This window comes from Paenibacillus piri (assembly GCF_004354045.1).
Lineage (GTDB): Bacteria > Bacillota > Bacilli > Paenibacillales > NBRC-103111 > Paenibacillus_S > Paenibacillus_S piri.
In genome coordinates, this window is record NZ_SMRT01000002.1 from 72234 (window position 1) to 94847 (window position 22614).

22 protein-coding genes are annotated in these 22614 nt (G+C 53.4%); 20 read left to right on the top strand and 2 right to left on the bottom strand.

Annotation, left to right across the window (positions count from 1 at the left end; genetic code table 11):
• Nucleotides 1-15 precede the first annotated feature (15 nt).
• The 15 genes from folD to E1757_RS05185 all read left to right on the top strand — a co-directional run bounded on the left by folD (nucleotide 16) and on the right by E1757_RS05185 (nucleotide 15350).
• Nucleotides 16-891, top strand: coding sequence for a bifunctional methylenetetrahydrofolate dehydrogenase/methenyltetrahydrofolate cyclohydrolase FolD (folD, locus tag E1757_RS05115; RefSeq protein ID WP_133225782.1), 876 nt, complete (start codon nucleotides 16-18; stop codon nucleotides 889-891).
• 3 nt (nucleotides 892-894) lie between these two features.
• Complete coding sequence (gene xseA, locus E1757_RS05120; protein WP_133225783.1) at nucleotides 895-2271, top strand: exodeoxyribonuclease VII large subunit; 1377 nt, start codon at nucleotides 895-897, stop codon at nucleotides 2269-2271.
• Entirely contained in the window at nucleotides 2246-2503 is a 258-nt protein-coding gene (xseB, locus tag E1757_RS05125) for an exodeoxyribonuclease VII small subunit (RefSeq protein ID WP_133225784.1), read from the top strand. The genes xseA and xseB overlap by 26 nt, the downstream gene beginning before the upstream one ends.
• Nucleotides 2500-3405, top strand: coding sequence for a polyprenyl synthetase family protein (locus E1757_RS05130; protein WP_133225785.1), 906 nt, complete (start codon nucleotides 2500-2502; stop codon nucleotides 3403-3405). The genes xseB and E1757_RS05130 overlap by 4 nt, the downstream gene beginning before the upstream one ends.
• 259 nt (nucleotides 3406-3664) lie before the next feature.
• A complete protein-coding gene (gene dxs / locus E1757_RS05135) occupies nucleotides 3665-5551 on the top strand; it encodes a 1-deoxy-D-xylulose-5-phosphate synthase (protein WP_133226570.1) in 1887 nt (628 codons plus the stop codon).
• Between the two features lie 38 nt (nucleotides 5552-5589).
• A complete protein-coding gene (locus E1757_RS05140; RefSeq protein WP_133225786.1) occupies nucleotides 5590-6423 on the top strand; it encodes a TlyA family RNA methyltransferase in 834 nt (277 codons plus the stop codon).
• 102 nt (nucleotides 6424-6525) lie between these two features.
• Nucleotides 6526-7002 carry a hypothetical protein gene (locus tag E1757_RS05145; protein WP_181956614.1) on the top strand — a complete coding sequence of 159 codons (477 nt, stop codon included), beginning with the start codon at nucleotides 6526-6528 and terminating at the stop codon, nucleotides 7000-7002.
• Nucleotides 7003-7086: 84 nt separating this feature from the next.
• Complete coding sequence (gene ahrC, locus E1757_RS05150; RefSeq protein ID WP_133225787.1) at nucleotides 7087-7536, top strand: transcriptional regulator AhrC/ArgR; 450 nt, start codon at nucleotides 7087-7089, stop codon at nucleotides 7534-7536.
• Between the two features lie 14 nt (nucleotides 7537-7550).
• The gene (recN, locus tag E1757_RS05155) at nucleotides 7551-9245 is read left to right on the top strand and encodes a DNA repair protein RecN (protein ID WP_133225788.1); all 1695 of its coding nucleotides are present in this window, start codon (nucleotides 7551-7553) and stop codon (nucleotides 9243-9245) included.
• Between the two features lie 117 nt (nucleotides 9246-9362).
• The gene (spoIVB, locus tag E1757_RS05160) at nucleotides 9363-10703 is read left to right on the top strand and encodes a SpoIVB peptidase (RefSeq protein WP_133225789.1); all 1341 of its coding nucleotides are present in this window, start codon (nucleotides 9363-9365) and stop codon (nucleotides 10701-10703) included.
• A gap of 295 nt (nucleotides 10704-10998) precedes the next feature.
• Nucleotides 10999-11802 carry a sporulation transcription factor Spo0A gene (gene spo0A, locus E1757_RS05165; RefSeq protein ID WP_133225790.1) on the top strand — a complete coding sequence of 268 codons (804 nt, stop codon included), beginning with the start codon at nucleotides 10999-11001 and terminating at the stop codon, nucleotides 11800-11802.
• A gap of 287 nt (nucleotides 11803-12089) precedes the next feature.
• Nucleotides 12090-12368, top strand: a complete 279-nt coding sequence (locus E1757_RS05170) for a hypothetical protein (protein WP_133225791.1) — start codon at nucleotides 12090-12092, stop codon at nucleotides 12366-12368.
• Nucleotides 12369-12485: 117 nt separating this feature from the next.
• Complete coding sequence (gene steA / locus E1757_RS05175) at nucleotides 12486-13718, top strand: putative cytokinetic ring protein SteA (RefSeq protein WP_133225792.1); 1233 nt, start codon at nucleotides 12486-12488, stop codon at nucleotides 13716-13718.
• A gap of 16 nt (nucleotides 13719-13734) precedes the next feature.
• Nucleotides 13735-14430 carry a glycosyltransferase family 2 protein gene (locus E1757_RS05180; protein ID WP_133225793.1) on the top strand — a complete coding sequence of 232 codons (696 nt, stop codon included), beginning with the start codon at nucleotides 13735-13737 and terminating at the stop codon, nucleotides 14428-14430.
• Complete coding sequence (locus tag E1757_RS05185; protein ID WP_133225794.1) at nucleotides 14424-15350, top strand: hypothetical protein; 927 nt, start codon at nucleotides 14424-14426, stop codon at nucleotides 15348-15350. The genes E1757_RS05180 and E1757_RS05185 overlap by 7 nt, the downstream gene beginning before the upstream one ends.
• Before the next feature lie 322 nt (nucleotides 15351-15672).
• Here E1757_RS05185 and E1757_RS05190 read toward each other — a convergent pair whose 3' ends face one another.
• Nucleotides 15673-15942: a DUF2627 domain-containing protein gene (locus E1757_RS05190; protein WP_133225795.1), complete on the bottom strand. Its 270-nt coding sequence runs from the start codon at nucleotides 15940-15942 to the stop codon at nucleotides 15673-15675.
• 157 nt (nucleotides 15943-16099) lie between these two features.
• Between E1757_RS05190 and lpdA the strand changes: the two genes are divergently transcribed.
• The 4 genes from lpdA (at nucleotide 16100) to E1757_RS05210 (ending at nucleotide 21246) form a co-directional block, all read left to right on the top strand.
• Entirely contained in the window at nucleotides 16100-17521 is a 1422-nt protein-coding gene (gene lpdA, locus E1757_RS05195; protein ID WP_133225796.1) for a dihydrolipoyl dehydrogenase, read from the top strand.
• 158 nt (nucleotides 17522-17679) lie between these two features.
• Entirely contained in the window at nucleotides 17680-18693 is a 1014-nt protein-coding gene (locus tag E1757_RS05200; RefSeq protein ID WP_133225797.1) for a thiamine pyrophosphate-dependent dehydrogenase E1 component subunit alpha, read from the top strand.
• Nucleotides 18693-19673 carry an alpha-ketoacid dehydrogenase subunit beta gene (locus tag E1757_RS05205; protein ID WP_133225798.1) on the top strand — a complete coding sequence of 327 codons (981 nt, stop codon included), beginning with the start codon at nucleotides 18693-18695 and terminating at the stop codon, nucleotides 19671-19673. The genes E1757_RS05200 and E1757_RS05205 overlap by 1 nt, the downstream gene beginning before the upstream one ends.
• A gap of 172 nt (nucleotides 19674-19845) precedes the next feature.
• Entirely contained in the window at nucleotides 19846-21246 is a 1401-nt protein-coding gene (locus tag E1757_RS05210; protein WP_133225799.1) for a dihydrolipoamide acetyltransferase family protein, read from the top strand.
• Nucleotides 21247-21255: 9 nt separating this feature from the next.
• On the opposite strand, the gene prli42 is transcribed toward E1757_RS05210, so the two are convergent.
• Nucleotides 21256-21351 carry a stressosome-associated protein Prli42 gene (prli42, locus tag E1757_RS35670; protein ID WP_165971970.1) on the bottom strand — a complete coding sequence of 32 codons (96 nt, stop codon included), beginning with the start codon at nucleotides 21349-21351 and terminating at the stop codon, nucleotides 21256-21258.
• Nucleotides 21352-21427: 76 nt separating this feature from the next.
• Between prli42 and E1757_RS05215 the strand changes: the two genes are divergently transcribed.
• Nucleotides 21428-22561, top strand: a complete 1134-nt coding sequence (locus E1757_RS05215) for a M20/M25/M40 family metallo-hydrolase (RefSeq protein WP_133225800.1) — start codon at nucleotides 21428-21430, stop codon at nucleotides 22559-22561.
• Nucleotides 22562-22614: the final 53 nt, after the last annotated feature.

The following is a 22614-nucleotide window of genomic DNA, read 5'->3' on the forward strand; positions in this document are numbered from 1 at the left end:
AAAGGGGATCTATTCATGCCAGCTCAAGTTATCAACGGAAAAGAAATTGTCAGCGCCTACCGCGCCCGAATTAAGGAAGAAGTCGAAAATTTGACTCGTCAAGGCGTCCAGCCCGGATTGGCCGTTGTTCTCGTTGGCGATGACCCGGCTTCCCAGGTTTATGTCCGCAATAAGGCGAAAGCGTGCGGAGAAGCCGGCATTTATTCCGAGGTGCATACGCTGGAAGCCGCCACCTCGGAAGACGAAGTGCTGGAATTGATCGATCGTTTGAACAACGATCCTAAAATCCACGGCATTTTGGTTCAATCGCCTCTGCCCAAGCACATTTCCGAAGAAAAAATCGTTGAAGCGATTGCCGTGAAGAAGGACGCGGATTGCTTCCACCCGGTCAATGTCGGCAACCTGATGATCGGCAAGGACGGTCCCGCTCCATGTACGCCCGCGGGTGTTATCGACATTCTGAAGAAGGTCGGCGTGAACATCGCCGGCAAGCACGCCGTTGTGGTCGGACGCAGCAACATCGTCGGCAAGCCGATGGCGATCCTGCTGCTGCGCGAGAACGCGACTGTTACGGTGTGCCATTCGCGGACGGCGAATATGGCGGAAATAACACGCCAGGCCGATATATTGATCGCGGCTGTCGGCAAGCCGAAAATGATCAAGCGCGAGCATGTGAAGCCCGGCGCGGTCGTGGTGGATGTCGGCATCAACCGGCTCGATACCGGCAAGCTGGCCGGCGACGTCGATTTTGACGATGTGCTGGACGTTGCCGGCTATATTACACCGGTTCCAGGCTGCGTCGGCCCGATGACGATTACCGTGCTGCTGAGAAACACGCTTGAGGCGGCGAAGCGAACGGCGGCAATGCAGCAGTCCGCTTCGAACCGATAAGCCATGAAGGAGCAGCGTATTTTTTCGATCAAAGATATCAACCGGTATATCAAAATGCGCCTGGAGACCGACAACGTGCTTCAGGACGTATGGGTGCGCGGGGAAATATCGAATTTTACCCATCATTCAAGCGGACATATGTATTTTACGCTGAAGGATGCGGACAGCCGATTGAAATGCATTATGTTCGCTTCCTATAATCAGCGTCTCGGCTTTATCCCGAAAGAGGGAACGAAGGTGCTGGCCTGCGGCAATATTTCCGTCTATGAACGGGACGGGCAGTACCAGTTTTACGCGACGCAGATGCAGCCTGACGGGATAGGCAGTCTGTACCTCGCATTCGAGCAGCTGAAAAAAAAGCTGGAAGGCGAGGGCTTGTTCGCTCCCGCCCGCAAAAAGCCGATCCCCCGTTATCCGAAGGCGATCGGCGTCATCACCTCGCCGACAGGTGCGGCTGTGCGGGACATTATCATAACGCTGCAGCGCCGTTACCCGCTCGTTCCGGTGCTGCTGTATCCGGTGCTCGTTCAGGGAACGCAAGCGGCTCCTTCGATCGTCAAAGCGATCGAAACGATGAATACGATGAACGAGGTCGATGTGCTCATCGTCGGCCGGGGCGGCGGCTCCCTGGAAGAGCTATGGGCATTCAATGAGGAGGCGGTTGCCCGTTCCATATTTGCCTCGGGCATCCCGGTCATTTCCGCCGTCGGCCACGAAACCGACTTTACGATCGCCGACTTTGTCGCCGACCTGCGAGCGGCGACGCCGACAGCGGCGGCCGAGCTTGCGGTTCCGCATTTCCAGGAGCTGAAGCAGCAGCTCGGCTACTTGAAGCAGCAGCTTTACTCCGGACTGTCCAATCAACTGGACAGAAGCCGCGAACGGCTGCGCCGGGCGCAAAGATCGCCGGTGCTGACCAACCCTCGCCGGCAGCTGCTGGTCCAGCCGATGGAGCGTCTGGACCGGACGAAGGAGCAGCTCGCCTACAGGCTGCGCGGACGGCTCGCCAAGCTGCAGGAGCGCCGGATGCGGCTCGACCGCAGAATCTCTTCGTTTAACCCGAAGGATCAGGCGGCTTTCGCCAGGCGCCGGCTCGGAACGGCTGTACGTCAGCTGCAGCAGGCGATGCAGACGGCGAAGAAGGACAAGCAGCAGCATATGCTCGCCGCCATTCGCCAGTTGGATGCGCTCAGCCCTTTGAAGGTGATGCAGCGGGGCTACAGCCTCGTCTACGACGAAAAGGAAAAACAGCTGATCAAGTCGATCGGGCAGGTTCAGCTCGGAGATGTATTGAAGCTTAGGTTAATCGACGGCAATGTGGATTGTCATGTGTGGTCAATGGAGGAGAAGCAAAATGACAAAACAGGAAGCGACGCCTAGCTTTGAGCAGGCGATGGACAAGCTGGAGCAAATCGTGGCGCAGCTGGAAAGCGGGGACGTCCCGTTGGAGCAGGCAATTGAGCTGTTTCAGGAAGGGATGAGGCTGTCCCAGCTGTGCGGCCAAAAGCTCGAGCAGGTCGAACGCAAAATCGAAATTTTAATGGAGCAAGAGGGCGGACTTGTCAAGAAGCCGTTCAACCCCGCAACCGACGAGAAAGGTGAGGCTAAATGAATGCCGGGCTGACAATCAAACACTACATAGAGGAAAATGCGGCGAGAATCGAAGCGGAACTGCTGGAATCGCTGCCGGGCATTTGGGGCATCCCGGAAACGTTAAGGGAATCGATGATGTATTCCTTGATGGCCGGCGGCAAGCGGCTGCGTCCGATGCTGGTGCTGGCAACGGTGGAAGCGCTGAGAGGCAGCACGGAGGCGGCGATGCCGGTCGCCTGCGCGATCGAAATGATCCACACGTATTCGCTCATTCACGACGACCTGCCGGCGATGGATAACGACGATTACCGCCGCGGCAAGCTGACGAATCATAAGGTGTATGGCGAAGCAATGGCGATTTTGGCCGGCGATGCGCTGCTGACGCATGCCTTCTACTCGATCGTGCAGGCATACCGAGCTTACGAGGTTCCGGCCGAGCGGATTGTCGACATCATCGAGGATCTGTCCAGGCTTGCAGGCGCATCCGGCATGGTCGGCGGCCAGGCGGCCGACATGCAGGGCGAGCAGGGCATCACAAAGCTCGAGGAGCTGGAATATATCCACCTTCACAAGACGAGCGATTTGGTCGTATTTTCACTGAAGGCTGGCGGCCATTTGGCCGGCGCGACCGCGAAGCAGCAGCAGGCGCTGGAGAAGTTCGGCTATAAGATCGGTCTCGCCTTTCAAATTCAGGACGATATTCTCGATGTCATCGGGGATGAAAGCGTCCTAGGCAAGCCGGTCAAAAGCGATGAAAAGCAGCAGAAGGTGACCTATCCTTATTTTCTAGGTATCGAGGCTTCGAAGGACAAGGTGCGCGAGCTGACCGAGCAAGGCAAGCGGGCCATTATCGACGCGCATTTTCCGTACTCGGACAGGCTGCTTGAGCTGGCCGATTTTTTAACGCAAAGAGACCGGTAAACAGTATCATTATAGTAAAAACCGGAGGCTCCCTTCCGAAGCAATCGGAATAAGCTTCAAGGAAACGGCTTCACTTTTTAGAGGATTGTTCAGTTTTGTATCGAACATAAGATTGAGCGACCTCCTTCACTATGCTATAATGGGTGCAAGTTTAATGGGATACGTAGGTCTTTTGTCGAATAACGATGAAAACATCGGCCAAACACTCCATGATAATGGAGTTTTCTTTTATCCCAACAAGGAAAGCGGGGAAACAAGCGTGCTGCTCGAACATATCAAACAGCCCAAAGACTTGAAACAACTGTCCATAGAGCAACTGGAACAACTGGCTACGGAAACCCGGCAGTTTCTTGTTGAAAAGCTTTCGATCACCGGCGGACACCTCTCGTCTAACCTTGGTGTTGTTGAGCTGACCATTGCGCTTCATTATTTGTTCAATAGTCCCTACGATAAATTCATTTTTGACGTAGGTCATCAGTCGTACGTGCACAAGATGTTTACCGGGCGTATGGATAAGTTCGACACGCTGCGCAAATATAAAGGCCTGTGCGGATTCGTGAAACGATCGGAAAGCGAGCACGATGTATGGGAAGCCGGGCACAGCAGCACCTCTTTGTCGGCTGCCATGGGCATGGCGATTGCCCGGGATTTGAAGGGCGAGCATAACCGGGTCGTAGCGATTATCGGCGACGGCGCATTAACCGGCGGCATGGCGCTGGAAGCGATGAACCATATCGGCCATGAAAAAAAGAATTTGATGGTTATTCTTAACGACAACGAAATGTCCATTGCACCGAACGTCGGAGCGCTTCATAATTATTTGGGCAAAATTCGCTCGGATAAACATTATGTGAAGGTCAAGGAAGAAGTCGAGTACTTGATCAAAAAAATTCCCGCCATCGGCGGAACGCTTGCCAAAACGATTGAAAAGCTGAAAGACAGCTTGAAATATATGGTTGTTCCGGGTGTTTTATTCGAAGAGCTCGGCTTCACGTACCTGGGGCCGGTTGACGGCCACAATCTGCCGCTGCTGCTGGAAACGATCAAGCAGGCGGAGAAGATAGAAGGACCGGTAATGCTTCATGTCGTTACGTTGAAGGGAAAAGGCTACTCGCCGGCCGAAGCGGATTCCCATGCATGGCATGGAGCAAGCCCTTATAAAATCGAGTCCGGCCAAATGCTCAAGGCGGTCGGGCCTCCGATGTACACCGAAGTGTTCGGCAAATCGCTGATCGAGCTGGCCCGGGAAGATTCGCGGATTGTTGCGATTACGCCGGCGATGCCCGGCGGCTCGGGGCTCTTGAAATTTGCCGCCGAATTTCCGGACCGCATGTTCGATGTCGGCATCGCCGAGCAGCATGCGGCTACATTATGCGCGGCGCTGGCCGGCGAAGGCCTTAAACCGGTTTATGCGGTATATTCCACATTTTTACAGCGGGCATACGACCAGGTTGTGCACGACATTTGCCGCGCTAACCTGAATGTGATCTTCGCCATCGACCGCGCAGGCTATGTCGGTCCGGACGGCGAAACGCATCAGGGCGTATACGATATCGCCTTCCTGCGCAGCATTCCCAATATGGTGCTGATGATGCCGAAGGATGAGAACGAGCTGCGCCATATGATGAAAACGGCCGTCGACTATGACGCGGGGCCGATTGCCGTCCGCTATCCGCGGATCAGCGGTCTCGGGGTTTCCATGGAAGAGCCGTACCGCGCCATCCCGATTGGCACCTGGGAAGTGCTGCGGTCAGGGGACAGCGCCGTCGTGCTTGCCGTCGGGCCGATGGTTCAGGAGGCGATGGAAGCTGCGGAGCAGCTGGCCAAGGAAGGCCTGCAGCTGCGTGTCGTAAACGCCAGATTCATCAAACCGCTGGATGAGGCGATGCTGCAGCAGCTGGCGAAGGAGAACGTCCCGATCATTACAATGGAAGAAGGCGCCCAGGCGGGCGGCTTCGGCGGCAGCGTGCTGGAGTATTTTGCCTCACATGACATGCATGGTCTGCAGATCAAAATACTCGGAATTCCGGATTACTTTGTCGAGCATGGCTCGGTGCCGGAGCAGCGCAAAGAAACGGGTTTGACGGCGGAGCGGCTGATGGCCGAGGTTAAAGCATTGATGCCGCGGAAACGGCAGCATGCGTAACCCGTTTTCGCAGATGACTATAGGAGCAATAACAAACAATGGCAGCCGATAAAGAACGATTGGATATTTTATTGCTGGAGCAGGGCTTCTTTGAAACCCGCGAGAAAGCGAAAGCTTCCATCATGGCCGGACTGGTGCTGGTCGATGACGAGCCTGTCGATAAGGCGGGCACGAAAATTTCGAGAACGGCCAAGATTCATGTCAAAGGGGCGATTCATCCGTATGTGAGCCGTGGCGGCTTGAAGCTGGAGAAAGCGTTGCACTACTTTAACATCGACGTAAAAGGTGTAACGATGCTGGATATCGGGGCTTCGACAGGCGGGTTTACCGACTGTGCGCTGCAAAACGGCGCGGCTTATGTATATGCGATCGACGTCGGTTACAATCAGCTCGATTGGTCGCTGCGCAACGACCCGCGGGTGCATGTGATGGAGCGGACCAATTTCCGCTTTATGCAGCCGAACGACTTGCAGGGGCCTACGCCTGCATTCGCATCGATTGACGTTTCGTTTATTTCGCTGAAGCTCATTTTGCCGCCATTGAAAGGGCTGCTTGCGAATGAAGGGGAAGTCGTTGCGCTGATCAAGCCGCAATTTGAGGCCGGACGGGAAAAGGTGCCCAAAACCGGCGTAGTGCGCGAGCCGGCCGTACATACGGATGTGCTCCAAACGACGTTGAGCTTTGCGGCGGAGGCCGGGTTTGTATTGAAAGGATTGACCCATTCGCCGATCCGCGGCGGAGAAGGCAATGTGGAGTTTTTAGCCTATATGGTCTGCAATACGGATCAGACCGCACCTTCCCAGGAGCAGACGGAGGAATGGATCCGGCTGGCGGTTGACGATGCCGGAAAGCTTCAAAACTCATCGGGATGATGAGTTTTTTTGTTTGCTTCGCCTGGAGGAAATGATTCCGCTGTCGCGAATACTTTAGATAAATATGCTGAAATACGCATCAAATGTCGAGGTGAAGCGTAGATGAAAAGCGGAGACGGTTGGATTCTTTTCCTGATTTTATTGGCGTTGGGAACATGGCTTTATGTGTACGTTCGCAGCCGGATGAAAATGACTGTGCGGCCCGGACATATTCCGATTCCGGAGGATGACGAGCCGGTGTCGGAGGATGAGGTAACCCGACTGCTTGCCGAAGAAGGCTATGCCATTGTCAGCGGCAAACAGCGCATACCGATTCAAATTTTGGTCAACGATGAGGAAGAGCCTTTGCAGAGCAGGCTGTATATTGATTATTTTGCGGAAAAAGACGGTCATTACTACACGGTAAAATTAGCCAAGGACCGCAAGCCGCTCGAAATGAGAGGCAGTGCGGTGCGGGACCGGCTGCTTGTATATCAGCTCGTCTATCCGCAAACGTCGGGCGTGCTGTATGTGGAGCCCGGGCTGCACAAAGTCAGCTTAATCGTATTTGAGCTGGATATCGACGAAGACGCCGGATGACCGGGACGTCTTCATGCTATCGGCTTGACGAAGAATCTGTCTGCCGAAGCGGACCGTAACTATCGGACTTCCAGGAGGTAAGCGATGAAAGGCCAGAGGCATATAAAAATTCGCGAGATTATTACGAATAACGAGATTGAAACGCAGGACGAGCTGGTAGACCAGCTCCGCACGGCCGGTTTTCCGGTCACGCAGGCTACAATATCGCGCGACATCAAAGAACTGCATCTGATCAAAGTGCCGCTGGATGACGGGCGATACAAGTATTCGGTGCCGGCGGATCAGCGCTACAATCCGATGCACCGTTTGAAGCGCGCGCTAAACGACCATTTCGTTCACATTGACTATACCGACAACCTGGTCGTGATGAAAAGCTTGCCGGGAACGGCCAATGCAATCGGCGCCTTGATCGACAGCTTGGAGTGGAACGAAATTATGGGAACTATTTGCGGGGACGATACGATATTAATTATATGCCGGAGCAAAGACCAGAGCGCGATGGTGGTTAATCAGATTTTATCCATGTTAAGTTAACGGGAGAGATTACGATGCTGCTTGAAATGTCGATACGCAATTTAGCGGTTATTGAGTCGGTTCATCTGCATTTTCGAAAAGGGTTTCATGTGCTTACAGGGGAAACCGGAGCCGGGAAATCGATTATTATCGATGCCCTGACCCTTGTGGCAGGCGGCAGAAGCTCGGCCGAGCTGGTCCGGTACGGAAGCGAGAAAGCTTCCATCGAAGCGTTGTTTCAGATCGAAGCGGGGCATCCGGTATGGAGCTCGCTGGAGGAGCTTGGGATCGAAGCCGATCCGGAGGAGCATCTCATTATCCGTCGCGAAATAACTTCGCAAGGGAAAAGCACCAGTCGAATAAACGGCCAGCTTGTAAATTTATCCGGTCTGAAGTCGGTCGGGGAGTGGCTGGTTAACATTCACGGTCAGCACGAGCATCAATCGTTGTTCCATGTGGACGAGCATATCCGCTGGCTCGATTTGTTCGGCGAAACGGAGATCGGTCCGGTCAAACGCGAATACGAGCAAGCTTTCCAAGCGTATACGCGGATTCGCAAAAGTGTCAAAGAGCTGGAGGAAACAAGCAAGCAATCGCTGCAAATGCTCGATCTGTACCGTTTTCAGGTCGAGGAAATCACCTCGGCGCAATTAAAATCGGGCGAAGATGAATCATTATTAGAAGAAAAGCGCAAACTAGCCAATGCGGAAAAATTGTTTCAGCATTCCGCCGACGCTTACGATTTGGTGTACGGCAGCAGTAAGGGATTGGATTCGATCGGTAAAGCGGTGCAAAAGCTTCAGGACATTTTGCCGCTTGATCCGGACAAGCTGCAGCCGATCTGGGAGCAGGCGCAAAATGCATTTTACCAGCTGGAAGATGCCGCCTATCAAATCCGCGATTACCGCGACGATATCGAATTCAATCCGGCCCGCCTCGATTTTATCGAGCAGCGGCTGGATACAATCGCTTCGCTGCGCAGAAAATACGGGGAGACTGTCGCCGATATTTTAAATTATGTGACGCAAATTCAGCAGGAGCTGGACTTGATTGAAAACAAGGACGAAAAGCTGCAGGAGCTGCAAAAGCAGGAACAGGCCGCGCTGTCCCGGGTCCGCTTGCTGGCGCGACAATTATCGGACTGCAGGCAGCAGGTTGCCGAACGGTTGGCCGGTGAAATTGTTGCCGAGCTCCGCGATTTACATATGGAAAAAACACAATTTAAAGTGCAAATCTCATTCCATGACGACGCATGGGGTTCGGACGGCGCGGATCAGGTCGAGTTCTTGATTTCCGCCAATCCCGGCGAGCCGCTCCGAGCATTGAGCAAAATCGCTTCGGGCGGGGAAATTTCAAGGGTGATGCTGGCTTTAAAATCGATATTCGCTCGCGTCGACCGCATTCCGGTGCTTGTATTTGACGAGGTGGATACCGGAGTGAGCGGCCGGGCCGCGCAGGCGATTGCCGAGAAGATGTCCCGGCTGTCGCGCGGCTGCCAAGTATTTTCGATTACCCATCTGCCACAAGTGGCCTGCATGGCCGACGCGCATTACCGGATTCACAAAACGACCGACGGCGAACGAACCTATACGCAGGTTGACGATTTGAATGCGGACGGACGAATTCATGAGCTTGCCCGTATGCTGGGAGGCGTGGAAGTGACGGGCACCACATTGCAGCATGCGCAAGAAATGCTCGATTTGGCAAATGACAAGAAATCAAGGATGTAAAGTCAGGTGTGGCATCATTTTCAGTTATAAAACGAATGGTGTGGGGATACCTTAAAGGTACGCAAAACGGCAAAACGCACTGCCGTGGTAGCAAAGGAAGCAAGGGAGCGTGACACCATGAGTTCCAACCATAGAAAGAAATTGATTGGCTTGATGCTCGTCTTCTTCGTTTGTCTGGGAAGCTTATCCACACCTTTCCAAAGCTTTGCTTCATTTCCCGAAGAACTGCGGCTGTTCACCGGTCAACAAGCAAGTCTTCAGCTGGCTATGCCTGTCAGCGCCCAAGTGACGGTGAACGATCCGGAAATTGTAAAAGTTAACGGCTCTGCCAAGCACTCATTTCAAGTAGATCTCCATAATCCGATTTCTTTGGAATCCTACAAAGCCGGTCAAGCTGAAATGAAACTTAAACTCTTTGGTGCAATTCCTCTGAAAACAGTCAAGGTGAATGTAGTTCCCGATTTAAAAGTTATACCTGGCGGTCATACGATCGGCGTCAAATTAAAGTCGGCGGGCGTGCTCGTTGTCGGTCATCATCTCGTGACGATTGCCGGAGACAAAAAAATTTCTCCCGGCGAGGACGCCAAAATTCACCTCGGCGATCTGATTGTCAAAATTAACGGAAAGCCGCTAACCGATGTATCCAAAGTATCCGAGCTCGTGGCGTCGGCGGGTGAAAGCAACAAGCCGCTGACATTGACGATTACCCGCAACAATGAAAATATCGAGCTTCAAATTCAGCCGACTTACGATGTCGTGGATAAAACGTATCGTCTGGGTCTGTACATCCGGGATTCTGCCGCGGGAGTAGGAACGCTGACCTTCTACGCACCCGACCAAGGGGTTTACGGAGCGTTAGGTCATGTTATAACGGATATGGACACCCAAACACCGATTACGGTAGGCTCCGGCGAAATTGTGCACTCCAATGTCACCTCGATTTCGAAAAGCCAAAACGGAGAGCCCGGTGAAAAAAGAGCTCAATTTTCAAAAGAAAGCAAAATTCTCGGCAATATTGAAAAAAACACACCCTTTGGCATTTTCGGCAAAATGAGCCAGTTGCCCGACCATGGCATAACGAAGGAAGCATTGCCTGTCGCGTTTGCAGAGGAAGTGAAGCAGGGGCCTGCGCAAATTTATACGGTAGTGAACGGTCAAAAGGTTGAAAAGTTCGATATTGAAGTGGTTCATGTAGCGAAGCAAGATTTTCCGGCGACCAAAGGAATGGTCATAAAAATAACCGACCCGCGCTTGCTGGACAAAACCGGAGGAATCGTTCAAGGAATGAGCGGCAGTCCGATTATACAAAACGGTAAAGTAATAGGCGCCGTAACGCATGTGTTCGTTAATGATCCTGCGAGCGGCTATGGATGCTATATCGAATGGATGCTGCAGGATGCGGGCATCATGCTCCGTCCATCGCCATCCGCAAAAAACGAAGAGCTGAAGGCAAGCTAATTGCCCGGCTCTTTTTTTGCTGTACCAATCTTGATAAATGAGCTCGTTCTTGAAGGACGGCGAAGCCGATTATCCAAGGATCAAGGCAGTCGAGATAATACAAAAATGTTAATTTATCACTGGTTTTGTCGAAAAATGTAATTATTTGAATTAAAATTATTATTATAAAATAAAAATAAAAAAAAATCCATAAAAATAATTTTCGACAGAAGGAATTTTATGGAGCGTGTCGAAATTATACTATAAGGAAACATGCTTAATCCTATTTTGTTGCCATCTGAAGGAGGAAGAAACGTTGCAAATGATTGAAGTTTTATTAGCCGATGATAACCGAGAATTTACGAACCTGCTTTCCGAATTTATTGATGAACAAGATGACATGCATGTCGCTGGAGTAGCTTATAACGGTAACGATGTGCTTCGCTTGATCGAGCAAAGCAACCGCGTTCCCGATGTTTTGATACTCGACATTATTATGCCGCATTTGGACGGTCTGGGCGTGCTGGAAAAACTAAGGGAAATGGATCTGAACCCGCAGCCCAAAATCATTATGCTGACTGCATTCGGTCAAGAAAACATTACGCAAAAAGCGGTTCAGCTCGGAGCTTCCTACTATATTTTGAAACCGTTTGATATGGAAATATTAACGAACCGGATTCGTCAACTGGTATCCAATAATCAAACCAATTCCTTGATGTCGTCCTCCACCTTTTCTAGAGCGAACATCGTACAGCTGCCAAAAGGTAAAAATCTGGATGCCAACATTACGACAATTATTCATGAAATCGGCGTTCCGGCGCATATTAAAGGTTATCAATATTTGCGCGAAGCGATAACAATGGTGTATAACAATATCGAAATTCTCGGCGCCATAACCAAAACCTTGTATCCGGCCATTGCCGAAAAATACAAAACAACTCCGAGCCGCGTCGAACGTGCGATCCGCCATGCGATCGAAGTCGCTTGGACGCGCGGCAACATCGACAGCATCAGCCATCTGTTCGGCTACACGATTAATATATCGAAAGCGAAGCCGACGAATAGCGAATTTATCGCGATGGTGGCGGATAAGCTGAGAATCGAGCATAAAGTGTCGTGAAAGGATTCGCCAAACTGAATCCTGCACCAAACTGAATATGCAGCGGCAAAACAGCGCAGACCACGATGTCTGCGCTGTTTCAGTTAATCAGGAACTGTAGGAATATGCGCTTGCCGCTTAGGGCAGCATGATCCGGCCATTCTGAACAAGGACTATTTTTTGATCATCTGTTTGGCATTGACCCTGCTCCATGCACTAAGATATATTAATTATAGCCAACAATAATTGGTGGTATAAAGTGACCTTTTTATTGTTTGCGGAATCGATCACGATTGTAGGGTGACAGGATGATTTTTGATTATTGCGAATTCGAAAAAACGGAGGAAGGCCGTCTGACCGTTATAACAGGCTGCCGGTTTGAGGATGAACCCGACGAGCTGTATGTGATCCATCTGAACACGCTCCAGGACGGAACTGTTCGGAAGCTTACGCTTTATTTTAACGGGCATGATTGCAGCTATACGTTTAAAGCCGAAGAGGCCGAAGCGGTCCTGGCGTATGCGGCAGAGGTTATACCTTCGTCGGCGTATGCCGGTTGGTACGAGGGCGAGTTAAGAATAGTCTGAAGCAAGTCACAGCAATCGCGGCGTGAACGGCCTCCGGTTGCTTTTTTTTGTGATTAAAACGATTGGTTGATGCATGAGATGTTCAATCGAAACAGAAGATAAAGAAGAGTCATATTAGTGCCAGTGCCGCAATTCGTGGAAGCCGGTCAGGCTTGGTGCACAGATTCCGGGGCGGAACGGCAGAAGAAAGCGAAGTGCTCATCGATGGCTGTAAGCAAAAACAAGGAGCGATCAGCTCAGCATACCGTTGCGGAAGGACGGGTCCAAGCGGACCGGGTAACCAAAAGGCTGATTCGGCGCATATTGCCGGGCAGTATTGCCGTCATTGATCATGATGATATGGATGAATTGGCGGCGGAAGGATTAATGCAAGCCGGCGTACGGGCCGTGATCAACGCAGGACGGACGATGACGGGAAAAATACCTGGTCGTGGACCGCTTCTGCTGCTGGAGTACGGCATTCCAATTGTGGAGATCGATCCGGTCTGGTTTCCGTCGCTGCAGCACGCCAAGGAGCTGCGAATAACGGACGATCGAATTATAGCCGATGAAGGTCTTGTCATTCCTTGCCGCGCGTTTACCGCGCAAAGCTGGCTCGAGCTTCATCAGCTTGCGAAGCATTCGCTTCATGAACAGCTTAAAGCGTTTATCGCCAATACGCTGACGTTTGCACAGGCGGAGCAGGACGCGATTCTTCAACCGCTGAGATGCGATAAAATGAAAACCGTAATAGAAGGGCGCCATGTTTTGATTGTGGTGCGCGGCAACGCGTATAAGCAGGATTTGGCCGCGCTCGAAAGCTATATAAGGCGCTGCAGACCCGTGCTGGTCGGCGTGGACGGGGGAGCGGACGCGCTGCTGGAATTCGGCTATACGCCGGATTTGATCGTCGGCGATATGGACAGCGTGTCGGATACGGCGCTGCACTGCGGAGCCGAGCTGATTGTGCACGCTTACCATAACGGCTCTGCTCCGGGATTGGACAGGCTCCGTTCGCTGGGGCTCAAGGCGATCGTTCTGGCGGCCTGCGGCACGAGCGAGGACATGGCGCTCTTGCTGGCGCATGATCATCAATGCAAACAAATCGTAACCGTCGGACTGCACACCCATATGTACGATTTTTTGGAAAAAGGCAGACAGGGGATGGGCAGCACGCAGCTGGTCTTAATGAAAGTGGGCGACAAGCTGATCGACGCCAAAGGCTTTGCCAAACTGGCGGGCGTTCCGAGCAGTTCAGTTCCGAATGTTCAAGCGGAGGCCGGAAATCGAGGCTTTGACTGGAGCGCCTTGGGAGGAAGGCTGATTGGCCGCGTTGGAAGAGCGTTGCGAACGTTGGCGAATATGCATTGAAGGGAAGGGCTGTGAGATGAAACAAATTCCGGAAGTATCGGTCATAATTCCGGCCTGGAATGAAGCGGCGTTCATTGCCGGCACGCTGCAGGCCGTTCGTCAAGCCGCGGCGGACAAATATGCGATCGAGCTGATCGTCGTCGATGACGGCAGCGATGACGCCACCTATGCGTTGGCCGTCCCATGGGCGGATAGCATTGTCCGCCATCCGGTCCGCCGCGGTAAAGGAGCGGCCATGCAGACGGGCAAAATCGTATCGCAAGGCCAAGCGCTCGTTTTTCTCGATGCCGATCTGGGTGTGACGGCGCAATCGTTTCTTTCGCTGCTGAAGCCGCTTGACGAAGGAAAGGCCGATATGACGGTCGCCCGCTTGCCGGCGGCAGTCAGACCGGGCGGCTTCGGGCTCGTGAAGCTGCTGGCCGGGCAAGGCATCATTCGCTTGACCGGCTTTCGCTGCGCCGCTCCGCTGTCTGGCCAGCGGGCGGTACGGCGGGAGGTGCTGGAGCGGATCGGCCGTATTGCCGACGGCTTCGGCGTCGAGGTCGGCCTGACGATTGATGCGGTCAAGCTGGGCTACAGGGTGCAGGAAGTGGAGGTTCCGTTCGCTCATAGAGAGAGCGGGAGAGACCTGCAAAGCTGGCTGCACCGCTTCCGGCAGCTGTGCGCGGTCAGCGCAGCGCTATGGCGCCGCTGGGTGCGGCCGATATGCTGACGATCGCTCTGCTGCACGCCGCCCTGCTGTTCGCGGCAGGACGCTGGCTGCTGCCGCAAATGCTTCAATTTCTTGCCGCCCATCGGTTATGCGACCGCAATTATCGCGGCGAGACGATTCCGACCGCCTGCGGCCTGCTGCTGTGGCTGCTGGTGCTGCTGGAGAACATGGCGGTTGCGTTGACCGACAAGATCGGCTGGCCGGCCTTAACCGGTGCGGGCTTCGGCGTTGCGCATCCGTATTCCGCCCTGTTCATGAGCTATTCGGTGAGCCTGGGCGCAGTCGCGCTGCTCGGCTTTATCGACGATGCGGCCGGGCAGAAGCATATTAAGGGGCTGAGCGGACATTGGAAGCAATGGAAGGAACAACGGCTCCTCAGCACAGGGCTGGTCAAAGCGTCGGGAACGGCCGTCGCGGCCGCCGTGTTCGTGCTCCGGCAAGAAGATCAGTCGTTGGCTCAAGGCTGCTGCCAAATATTGCTGCTGATGCTGCTGACGAACACGTTCAATTTATTGGATTTGCGTCCGGGCCGGGCGTTGAAAAGCTTTTTCTCAATCGTTCTCCTATGGCTTTTGACGGAAGCTTTGTATATGGCAGTGATGATGGAAAACGAAGCTCCGGTTTTTTTACTCGACTCCAAGCTGCTCCCGATGGCGATCCCCGTTCTTACAGGGGCTTGTTTGTTGTTCGGTGCGGATTTGCGGGGGGAGCTGATGCTCGGAGATACGGGGGCGAATCTGCTCGGCTTTGCCTTGGGCTGTTGGCTGATCGTCACCACCGGATGGCTGGTGCAATCCGTGCTGCTGCTGTTGACGGCAGCGCTTCATCTGATATCTTGGCGTTCTTCGCTCAGCCGGCTGATTGAACGCAACCGGATGCTGTTATGGTTCGACCTGCTGGGCCGGGGGAAAGGGACATAATAAAAAAACTTCGCTCGAATCTTGCGGGGATGATTGCGGTTAAGCAGATATTTTTGGTATTAAAGGATTAAAATTTGCTGCGCCCCGTTGAAAATGTATAAATGGGTTATCGTCAAGGATAAACGGCTCCGCCTCCTTAGGTGACGAGCGCGTTTATCAAGTTGGTGCGAAGCAAAGTATAGCATTTTATACTTCAACCAAGGACAAACGGCTCCGCCGTCCTAAAAGGACGGGCGCGTTTGTCAAGGTTGTGCAAAGCAAAGCAAAGTATAAACTTATACTTTCAACTAAAAAAGGAGCCGCTCCGTTTCCGGACTGGCTCCTATTGCTTTTTGCGCTTTGCCTTGAAGCGGGGAGCGACATAATTGCGCTTGCGGTCGCGGAAAAAAATCCACCCGCCGATGAATGCGACGCCGGCCAGAAATAATACAAGCCCGATAACGAGCTTTCCCCACTGGACGTGCGGATCCGTCTCGGCTGCGCCGAATTGGGCGAACCAGGCGTCCTTCATGGCCAAAAATCCGTATGTCGCCATGACCCCGGGAATGACCAGCAGCATGACGGCTAAAAATCGTGTGAGCGTATCTTTCATTGCTTGCTCCTCTTCTCATACGTTCTGTAAAACTCCATTTCTTAAAGTACCATATTATCGCCCGATTTTCATGCATCTTTCGCAAATTGTACTATATTTATCACAACAATTAAGGTTACAATAGGAGAATCATAGTTTTTTAGGAGGTTGAACTAACATGACGCAAGCTTTTGATATAGTCATCCTCGGCGGAGGCACAGGCGGGTATATTGCAGCCGTCCGGGCAGCGCAGCTGGGCAAGTCGGTCGCCGTCGTGGAGCGCTCGAAGCTGGGAGGGACATGCCTGCACCGCGGCTGCATTCCGAGCAAGGCTTTGCTGCGCAGTGCCGAGCTGTACGCCGACATGCTGGAAAGCGAGCAGTACGGGATCGAGACGGCCTCCGTGCAACTGAATTTTACGAAAGTGCAAGCCCGCAAGCTTGGCATCGTCGAACAGCTGTACAAAGGCGTTCAATATTTGATGAGCAAGCATAAAATACAAGTTTTTTACGGCAACGGCCGCATTATCGGCCCTTCGATCTTTTCGCCCCGCAGCGGCTCGGTTTCCGTGGAACAGGAGGACGGAGACATTATTACGCTTGTCCCGGACAAGCTGATCATTGCTACCGGATCGCGGCCCAAGCAGCTGCCGGGCTTGAAGCAAGACGGCCAATCCATCATCAGCAGCGACGAAGCGTTGGAGCTTGAAGCGCTGCCGGAGTCGATGATCATTGTCGGCGGCGGCGTGATCGGCGTCGAATGGGCGTCGATGCTTTGCGATTTTGGCGTCAAAGTGACGGTCGTCGAGTTTGCTTCCCGACTGCTGCCGACGGAGGACGCCGATATTTCCAGGGAGATGGAGCGCGCGCTTAAGAAACGCGGTGTTCAAGTGTTGACCGACGCCAAGGTCTTACCGGAAGCGGTGCGTGCGGAAGCCGGCCAGGTGACCGTTCAAGTGGAGCGCAAAGGAGAGCGACAGCAGCTCCAAGCGGAAAAGGTGATGGTGTGCGTCGGCCGCCAGGCGAATGTGGAGGGCATAGGCATCGAAAGCACCGATATTCAGCTGGAACAAGGAGCGATTCGCGTTAACGAATTCATGCAAACGAGCGAATCGCATATTTACGCAATCGGCGATGTAAACGGCGGGCTGCAGCTAGCCCATGTTGCGGGCCATGAAGGGATTGTCGCCGTCGAGCATGCCTGCGGCTTAAAGCCGCATTCATTCGGGGCGCATCAAGTTCCACGCTGCACTTATTCCCGGCCGGAAGCTGCATCCATCGGCTGGACACAGCAGCAGGCGGCAGACCGCGGACACGAGGTCAAGGTGGGCCGGTTTCCGTTTTCCGCACTGGGCAAAGCGCTTGTGAACGGGGATGCCGGCGGATTTGTCAAGGTCATTGCCGATAAGCAAACGAACGATATTCTTGGCGTACATATGATTGGAGCTCATGTGACGGATTACATATCCGAAGCGGCTTTGGCTCAGCTGCTGGATGCGACTCCATGGGAGGTCGGGCAAACGATTCATCCGCATCCGACGCTTTCGGAGGCGTTGGGAGAAGCGATGCTGGCGGTCGACGGACGCGCGATTGGCATATAAGAGAAGAGAGATACGGGTGCATGTTTCGGCTGAAATGATGCGCCCGGAATTTTTTGCGGGCAATAATTGTGTTCATAATTGAAACCGTTTATAATATACTTATAGGGGCTAGTATTAGTACCTAGTAATAATTTCGAAAGCCGAAAGGGGCTGCACCCATGTCTATTGGACAAATGATGAAGCACCGCAAGCTTGGGTTGTCGGATGAGCAAGCCGTTGACATGTATAAAACGATGCAGAAAGCCCGGAAGTTTGACGAGCGCTGCTTTTTGCTGCAGCGTGCCGGAAAAATTGCATTCCACGTTTCCGGCATCGGACAGGAGGCTGCTCAGGTCGCCGCCGCCTTTGCTTTGGAGAAAGGCAAGGACTATTTTTTACCCTATTACCGCGATTACGGTTTTGTACTTTCCGTAGGCATGACGATCACAGATTTGATGCTGTCGGTATTCGCCAAGGCTGAAGATCCGAACAGCGGGGGGCGCCAAATGCCCGGCCACTTCAGTCATAAAAAACATCATATTGTGACGGGGTCCTCTCCGGTCACCACGCAGGTGCCGCATGCCGTCGGCTTTGCCTTGGCGGCGAAGCTGAAACGGCAGGATTTCGTTGCCTTTGCAACATTCGGTGAAGGCTCGAGCAACCAGGGCGATTTCCATGAGGGCTGCAATTTTGCCGGCGTGCATCAACTGCCCGCCATTTTCATGTGTGAAAATAACCAGTATGCGATTTCCGTTCCGCTGCACAAGCAGATCGCCGGCAGCATCGCCGAGCGCGCGGCCGGTTACGGCTTCCCGGGAATCAAGGTTGACGGCAACGATGTCCTGGAAGTTTACCGCGTGATGAAGGAAGCGCGCGAACGCGCCGTCCGCGGCGACGGGCCGACGCTGATCGAAGCCGTCATGTACCGGATTTCGCCGCATTCTACTTCAGACAACGATATGCTGTACCGGACAAAGGAAGAAGTGGACGCGAACCGTTCCAAAGACGGACTGCCGAAATATCGTCAATATTTAATCGACTGCGGTTTATGGAGCGACGAGCAGGAGGCCGAGCTGGAAGAGCGGCTGAAGCAGGAAATTAATGAAGCTACCCAGTATGCGGATCAGGCACCGTTTCCGCTGCCGGAAGATACGCTCAGACATGTGTTCGCCGAAGACGGGGAGGTGCGCTAATGGCGGTCATTACATATTTGGAAGCTATCCGTTCCGCCATGTATGAAGAGATGGAAAGGGACGAGAATGTATTCGTGCTGGGCGAGGATGTCGGCAAGGGCGGCGTGTTGAACGCGACCAAAGGATTGCGTGACAAATTCGGCGAAGCCCGGGTCATGGATACGCCTTTGGCCGAATCGGCCATCGCCGGGGTTGCCATCGGCGCGGCGATGTACGGCATGAAGCCGATCGCGGAAATGCAATTTGCCGATTTTATTTTTCCGGCGACCAACCAGATCATTAGCGAGGCGGCGCGCGTCCGCTACCGCTCCAACAACGACTGGAGCTGCCCGATCGTCGTCCGGGCTCCGTACGGCGCGACCGGGGGAGGAGCGTTATATCATTCCCAATGTCCGGAATCGGTATTTTTCGGAACGCCGGGCTTGAAGCTGGTCGCGCCTTCCAACCCGTACGATGCCAAAGGCTTAATGAAGGCGGCAATCCGCGACGCAGACCCGGTGCTTTATTTTGAGCATAAAAAATGTTATCTCGGCATAAGCGGCGAGGTGCCCGAGGATGATTACGTGATCGAGATTGGCAAAGCCGATGTAAAGCGGGAAGGGACGGATATAACCGTTATTTCCTATGGGATTACGGTACAGTATGCTTTACAAGCGGCCGAAGCGTTGGCGAAAGAGGGAATTAGCGCGCATATTTTGGATTTGCGCACGATTCAGCCGCTTGACAAGGAAGCGATTCTTGAGGCGGCCGCCAAAACCGGCAAAGTGCTCATTGTTCACGAGGATAACAAGACCGGCGGCGTCGGCGGCGAAGTGTCGGCCATTATTGCCGAAGAGCTGCTGTTCGAGCTCGATGCGCCCATCCGCAGGCTGTGCGCTCCCGATGTGCCGGCTGTAGGGATGAATCCGCCGATGGAGAAGTTTTTCCTGCTGAGTCCGGACAAAATTCGGGATGCGATGCGCGAGCTGGCGGAATTTTAGAAGTCTGAAAATTAAGAAGCGAAGCGGGCGGGATCCGTCCGCATACCGGCAGCTATTCACCGGATTTTCGGACAGGTAATCGTTCCAGGTGAAGCTGACTGAGCATTCGCCGAAACTGGATTGAGGCCGCGCGGGCCAAGACAGTTTCGACGTGGAAAAAGGAGGAAATCAAATGACGCGAAATATACGGGAAACGGAAGTGACCGTACCGCATTTGGCGGAAAGCCTCGTCTCGGCGACGATAGGCAAGTGGCTTAAGCAGCCTGGCGATTATATAGAGGAATATGATGCAATATGCGAGCTGATTACGGACAAGGTGACGACGGAGATGCCATCCCCGGTTGCCGGCAGGCTGACCCGGCTGCTGGTCGATGAAGGCGTCACCGCTGCGGTCGGCGAGGCGATTTGCATCATTGAAGTGGCGGTTGGCAGCATGACGGGGGATGCGCCAGATGCACCCGCATTGAGAAACCATGCGGACGGCTCTTCATCGCAAGCGGGTGCTGACGAGAGCATGCGCAACCGTTATTCGCCATCGGTGTTGAAGCTGGCGGCCGAGCGCGGCATCCGGCTGGAGGATGTGCGTGGCAGCGGTCTGGGAGGACGGATTACCCGCAAAGATGTCGAGGCGTTCGTCGCTGCCGGCAGTCAGGCGGGAGCAGGGAATAACGATAAGTATGCGGCGGCACCGACTGCCGCTCCTTCACCGGCCGCCCCATCGGCGGCTGAACTATCGCGCGGCGCGATGGTTTCCGACAGCGGGGGAATGTTTATCCCGAGCCAGCCGAAAGGCCCTGTAAGATCGACAGGTATTCACTTGTCGGAAAATCCGCCGCTGCCGAAAATCGATGTGGAAGGGCAGCCGCTTGAAGGACGCGGCGAATATTTGATCGACGTAACCCCGATCCGCAATGCGATCGCCAGCAGAATGCGCCAGAGCGTAACGGAAATCCCTCATGCCTGGACGATGATCGAGGTGGACGTAACGAATATGGTTCTGCTCCGCAACAAGCTGAAGGATGATTTCCGGCGCGAGGAAGGCGTAAACCTGACGTATTTGTCGTTTATGCTTAAAGCGGTGGTCAGCGCGATAAAAGATTATCCCATCATGAACTCCGTCTGGGCGGTCGATAAAATTATCGTGAAGCGGGATATCAATATATCGCTAGCGGTAGGTACCGAGGATTCCGTCATTACGCCGGTCATCAAGAGGGCGGATCAAAAAAATATCGCCGGTCTCGCCCGGGAAATCGATGACTATTCGCGGAAGGCGAGAGCCGGCAAGCTATCGCTTGCCGATATGCAGGGCGGAACCTTTACGGTAAACAACACCGGTTCATTCGGTTCGATTGCCTCGTATCCGATTATCAACTACCCGCAGGCGGCGATATTAACCTTCGAATCGATTGTTAAAAAACCGGTTGTAATCCAGGATATGATCGCGGTCCGCTCGATGGCCAACCTCTGCTTGTCCTTGGATCACCGTATTTTGGACGGCGTCATCTGCGGGCGGTTCCTGCAGCGCGTCAAAGAAAATATGGAATCCTACAGCATGGATACGAAGTTATATTAAACGCCTGTGTCACATAAATAAATTAACGGTAAACAATAAGGTGGACAGCAGCATGGAAGCGATCATTGTGTAAATAATAATTTTAAACATCAGCTTGTTTCGCATTCAATTCAACTCCCTTTACAACATTTCGGTTTCACGTATTCCTATTTTAACTTAAATCGGGTATAGGAGGAAAGAGATGATACAGGAAAAACGATTGGTAAGCGAATTTATCGAGTTGGTGCAGGTGGACAGCGAGACCCGTCACGAGCAGGAAATCAGCAGGGTGCTTAAGCAGAAGTTTGGCGGACTGGGCTTGTCGGTCGAGGAAGACGATGCAGCGCAAAAAATCGGACACGGCTCCGGCAATCTGATTTGTACATTGGCGGCGACCACGAAAGCTCCGGTACCGCGGCTCTTTTTCACCTCGCATATGGATACGGTGACACCCGGCAAAGGAATTATGCCGATTATCGGCGACGACGGCATCATTCGCAGCGACGGCACAACCATTCTGGGCAGCGACGACAAAGCCGGATTGGCAGCTATGCTGGAAGCGATCCGCGTATTGAAGGAACAAAATATTAAGCACGGTCAAATTCAATTTGTCATTACTGCCGGCGAAGAAGCCGGACTTAAAGGCTCGCGGGCGATGGACGCCAAGCGGCTGCAAGCCGATTTCGGCTACGCACTCGATTCGAATGGCGAAATCGGCGATATCGCAGTCGCGGCGCCAACTCAAGCCAAAATCAATATCGTATTCACGGGCCGGTCCGCGCATGCCGGAGTGAACCCGGAATCGGGAGTGAGCGCGATTACGGTCGCGAGCAAAGCGATCTCCCGTATGTCGCTGGGACGGATCGACAAAGAAACGACGGCCAATATCGGCCGGTTCGCAGGGGGCGTCAACGGCGCCACGAATATCGTGGTCGACCGTGTCGAGCTTGAAGCGGAAGCGAGAAGCATATCCCAGGATAAGCTGGACCGCCAGGTGGAATCGATGCGTCAGGCATGTCAGGCCGCGGCGTCCGAAATGGGGGCGCAGGTCGATTTCCAGAGCGAGGTGATCTATCCGGCTTATATGTACGATCTGGAAGCGCCGGTCGTCAAGCTGGCTGTCCAAGCGCTGAGCAAATTGGGCTGCAAGCCGAGAACGTTCCATTCCGGCGGCGGCAGCGACGCCAACGTATTTAACGGCATGGGCGTTCCGACCGTTAATCTGGCTGTCGGCTATGAGCATATTCATACGACTCAAGAGCAGATCGCCATAAAGGACCTTGTTAAAGTGACCGAGGCGGTCGTGCAAATCGTCAAGGAAGTTGCCGGAGCCTGATCGGGCATCCTGATGAAACGCACCCGAATAGCTCTCCCTGCAATAAGTCCCCG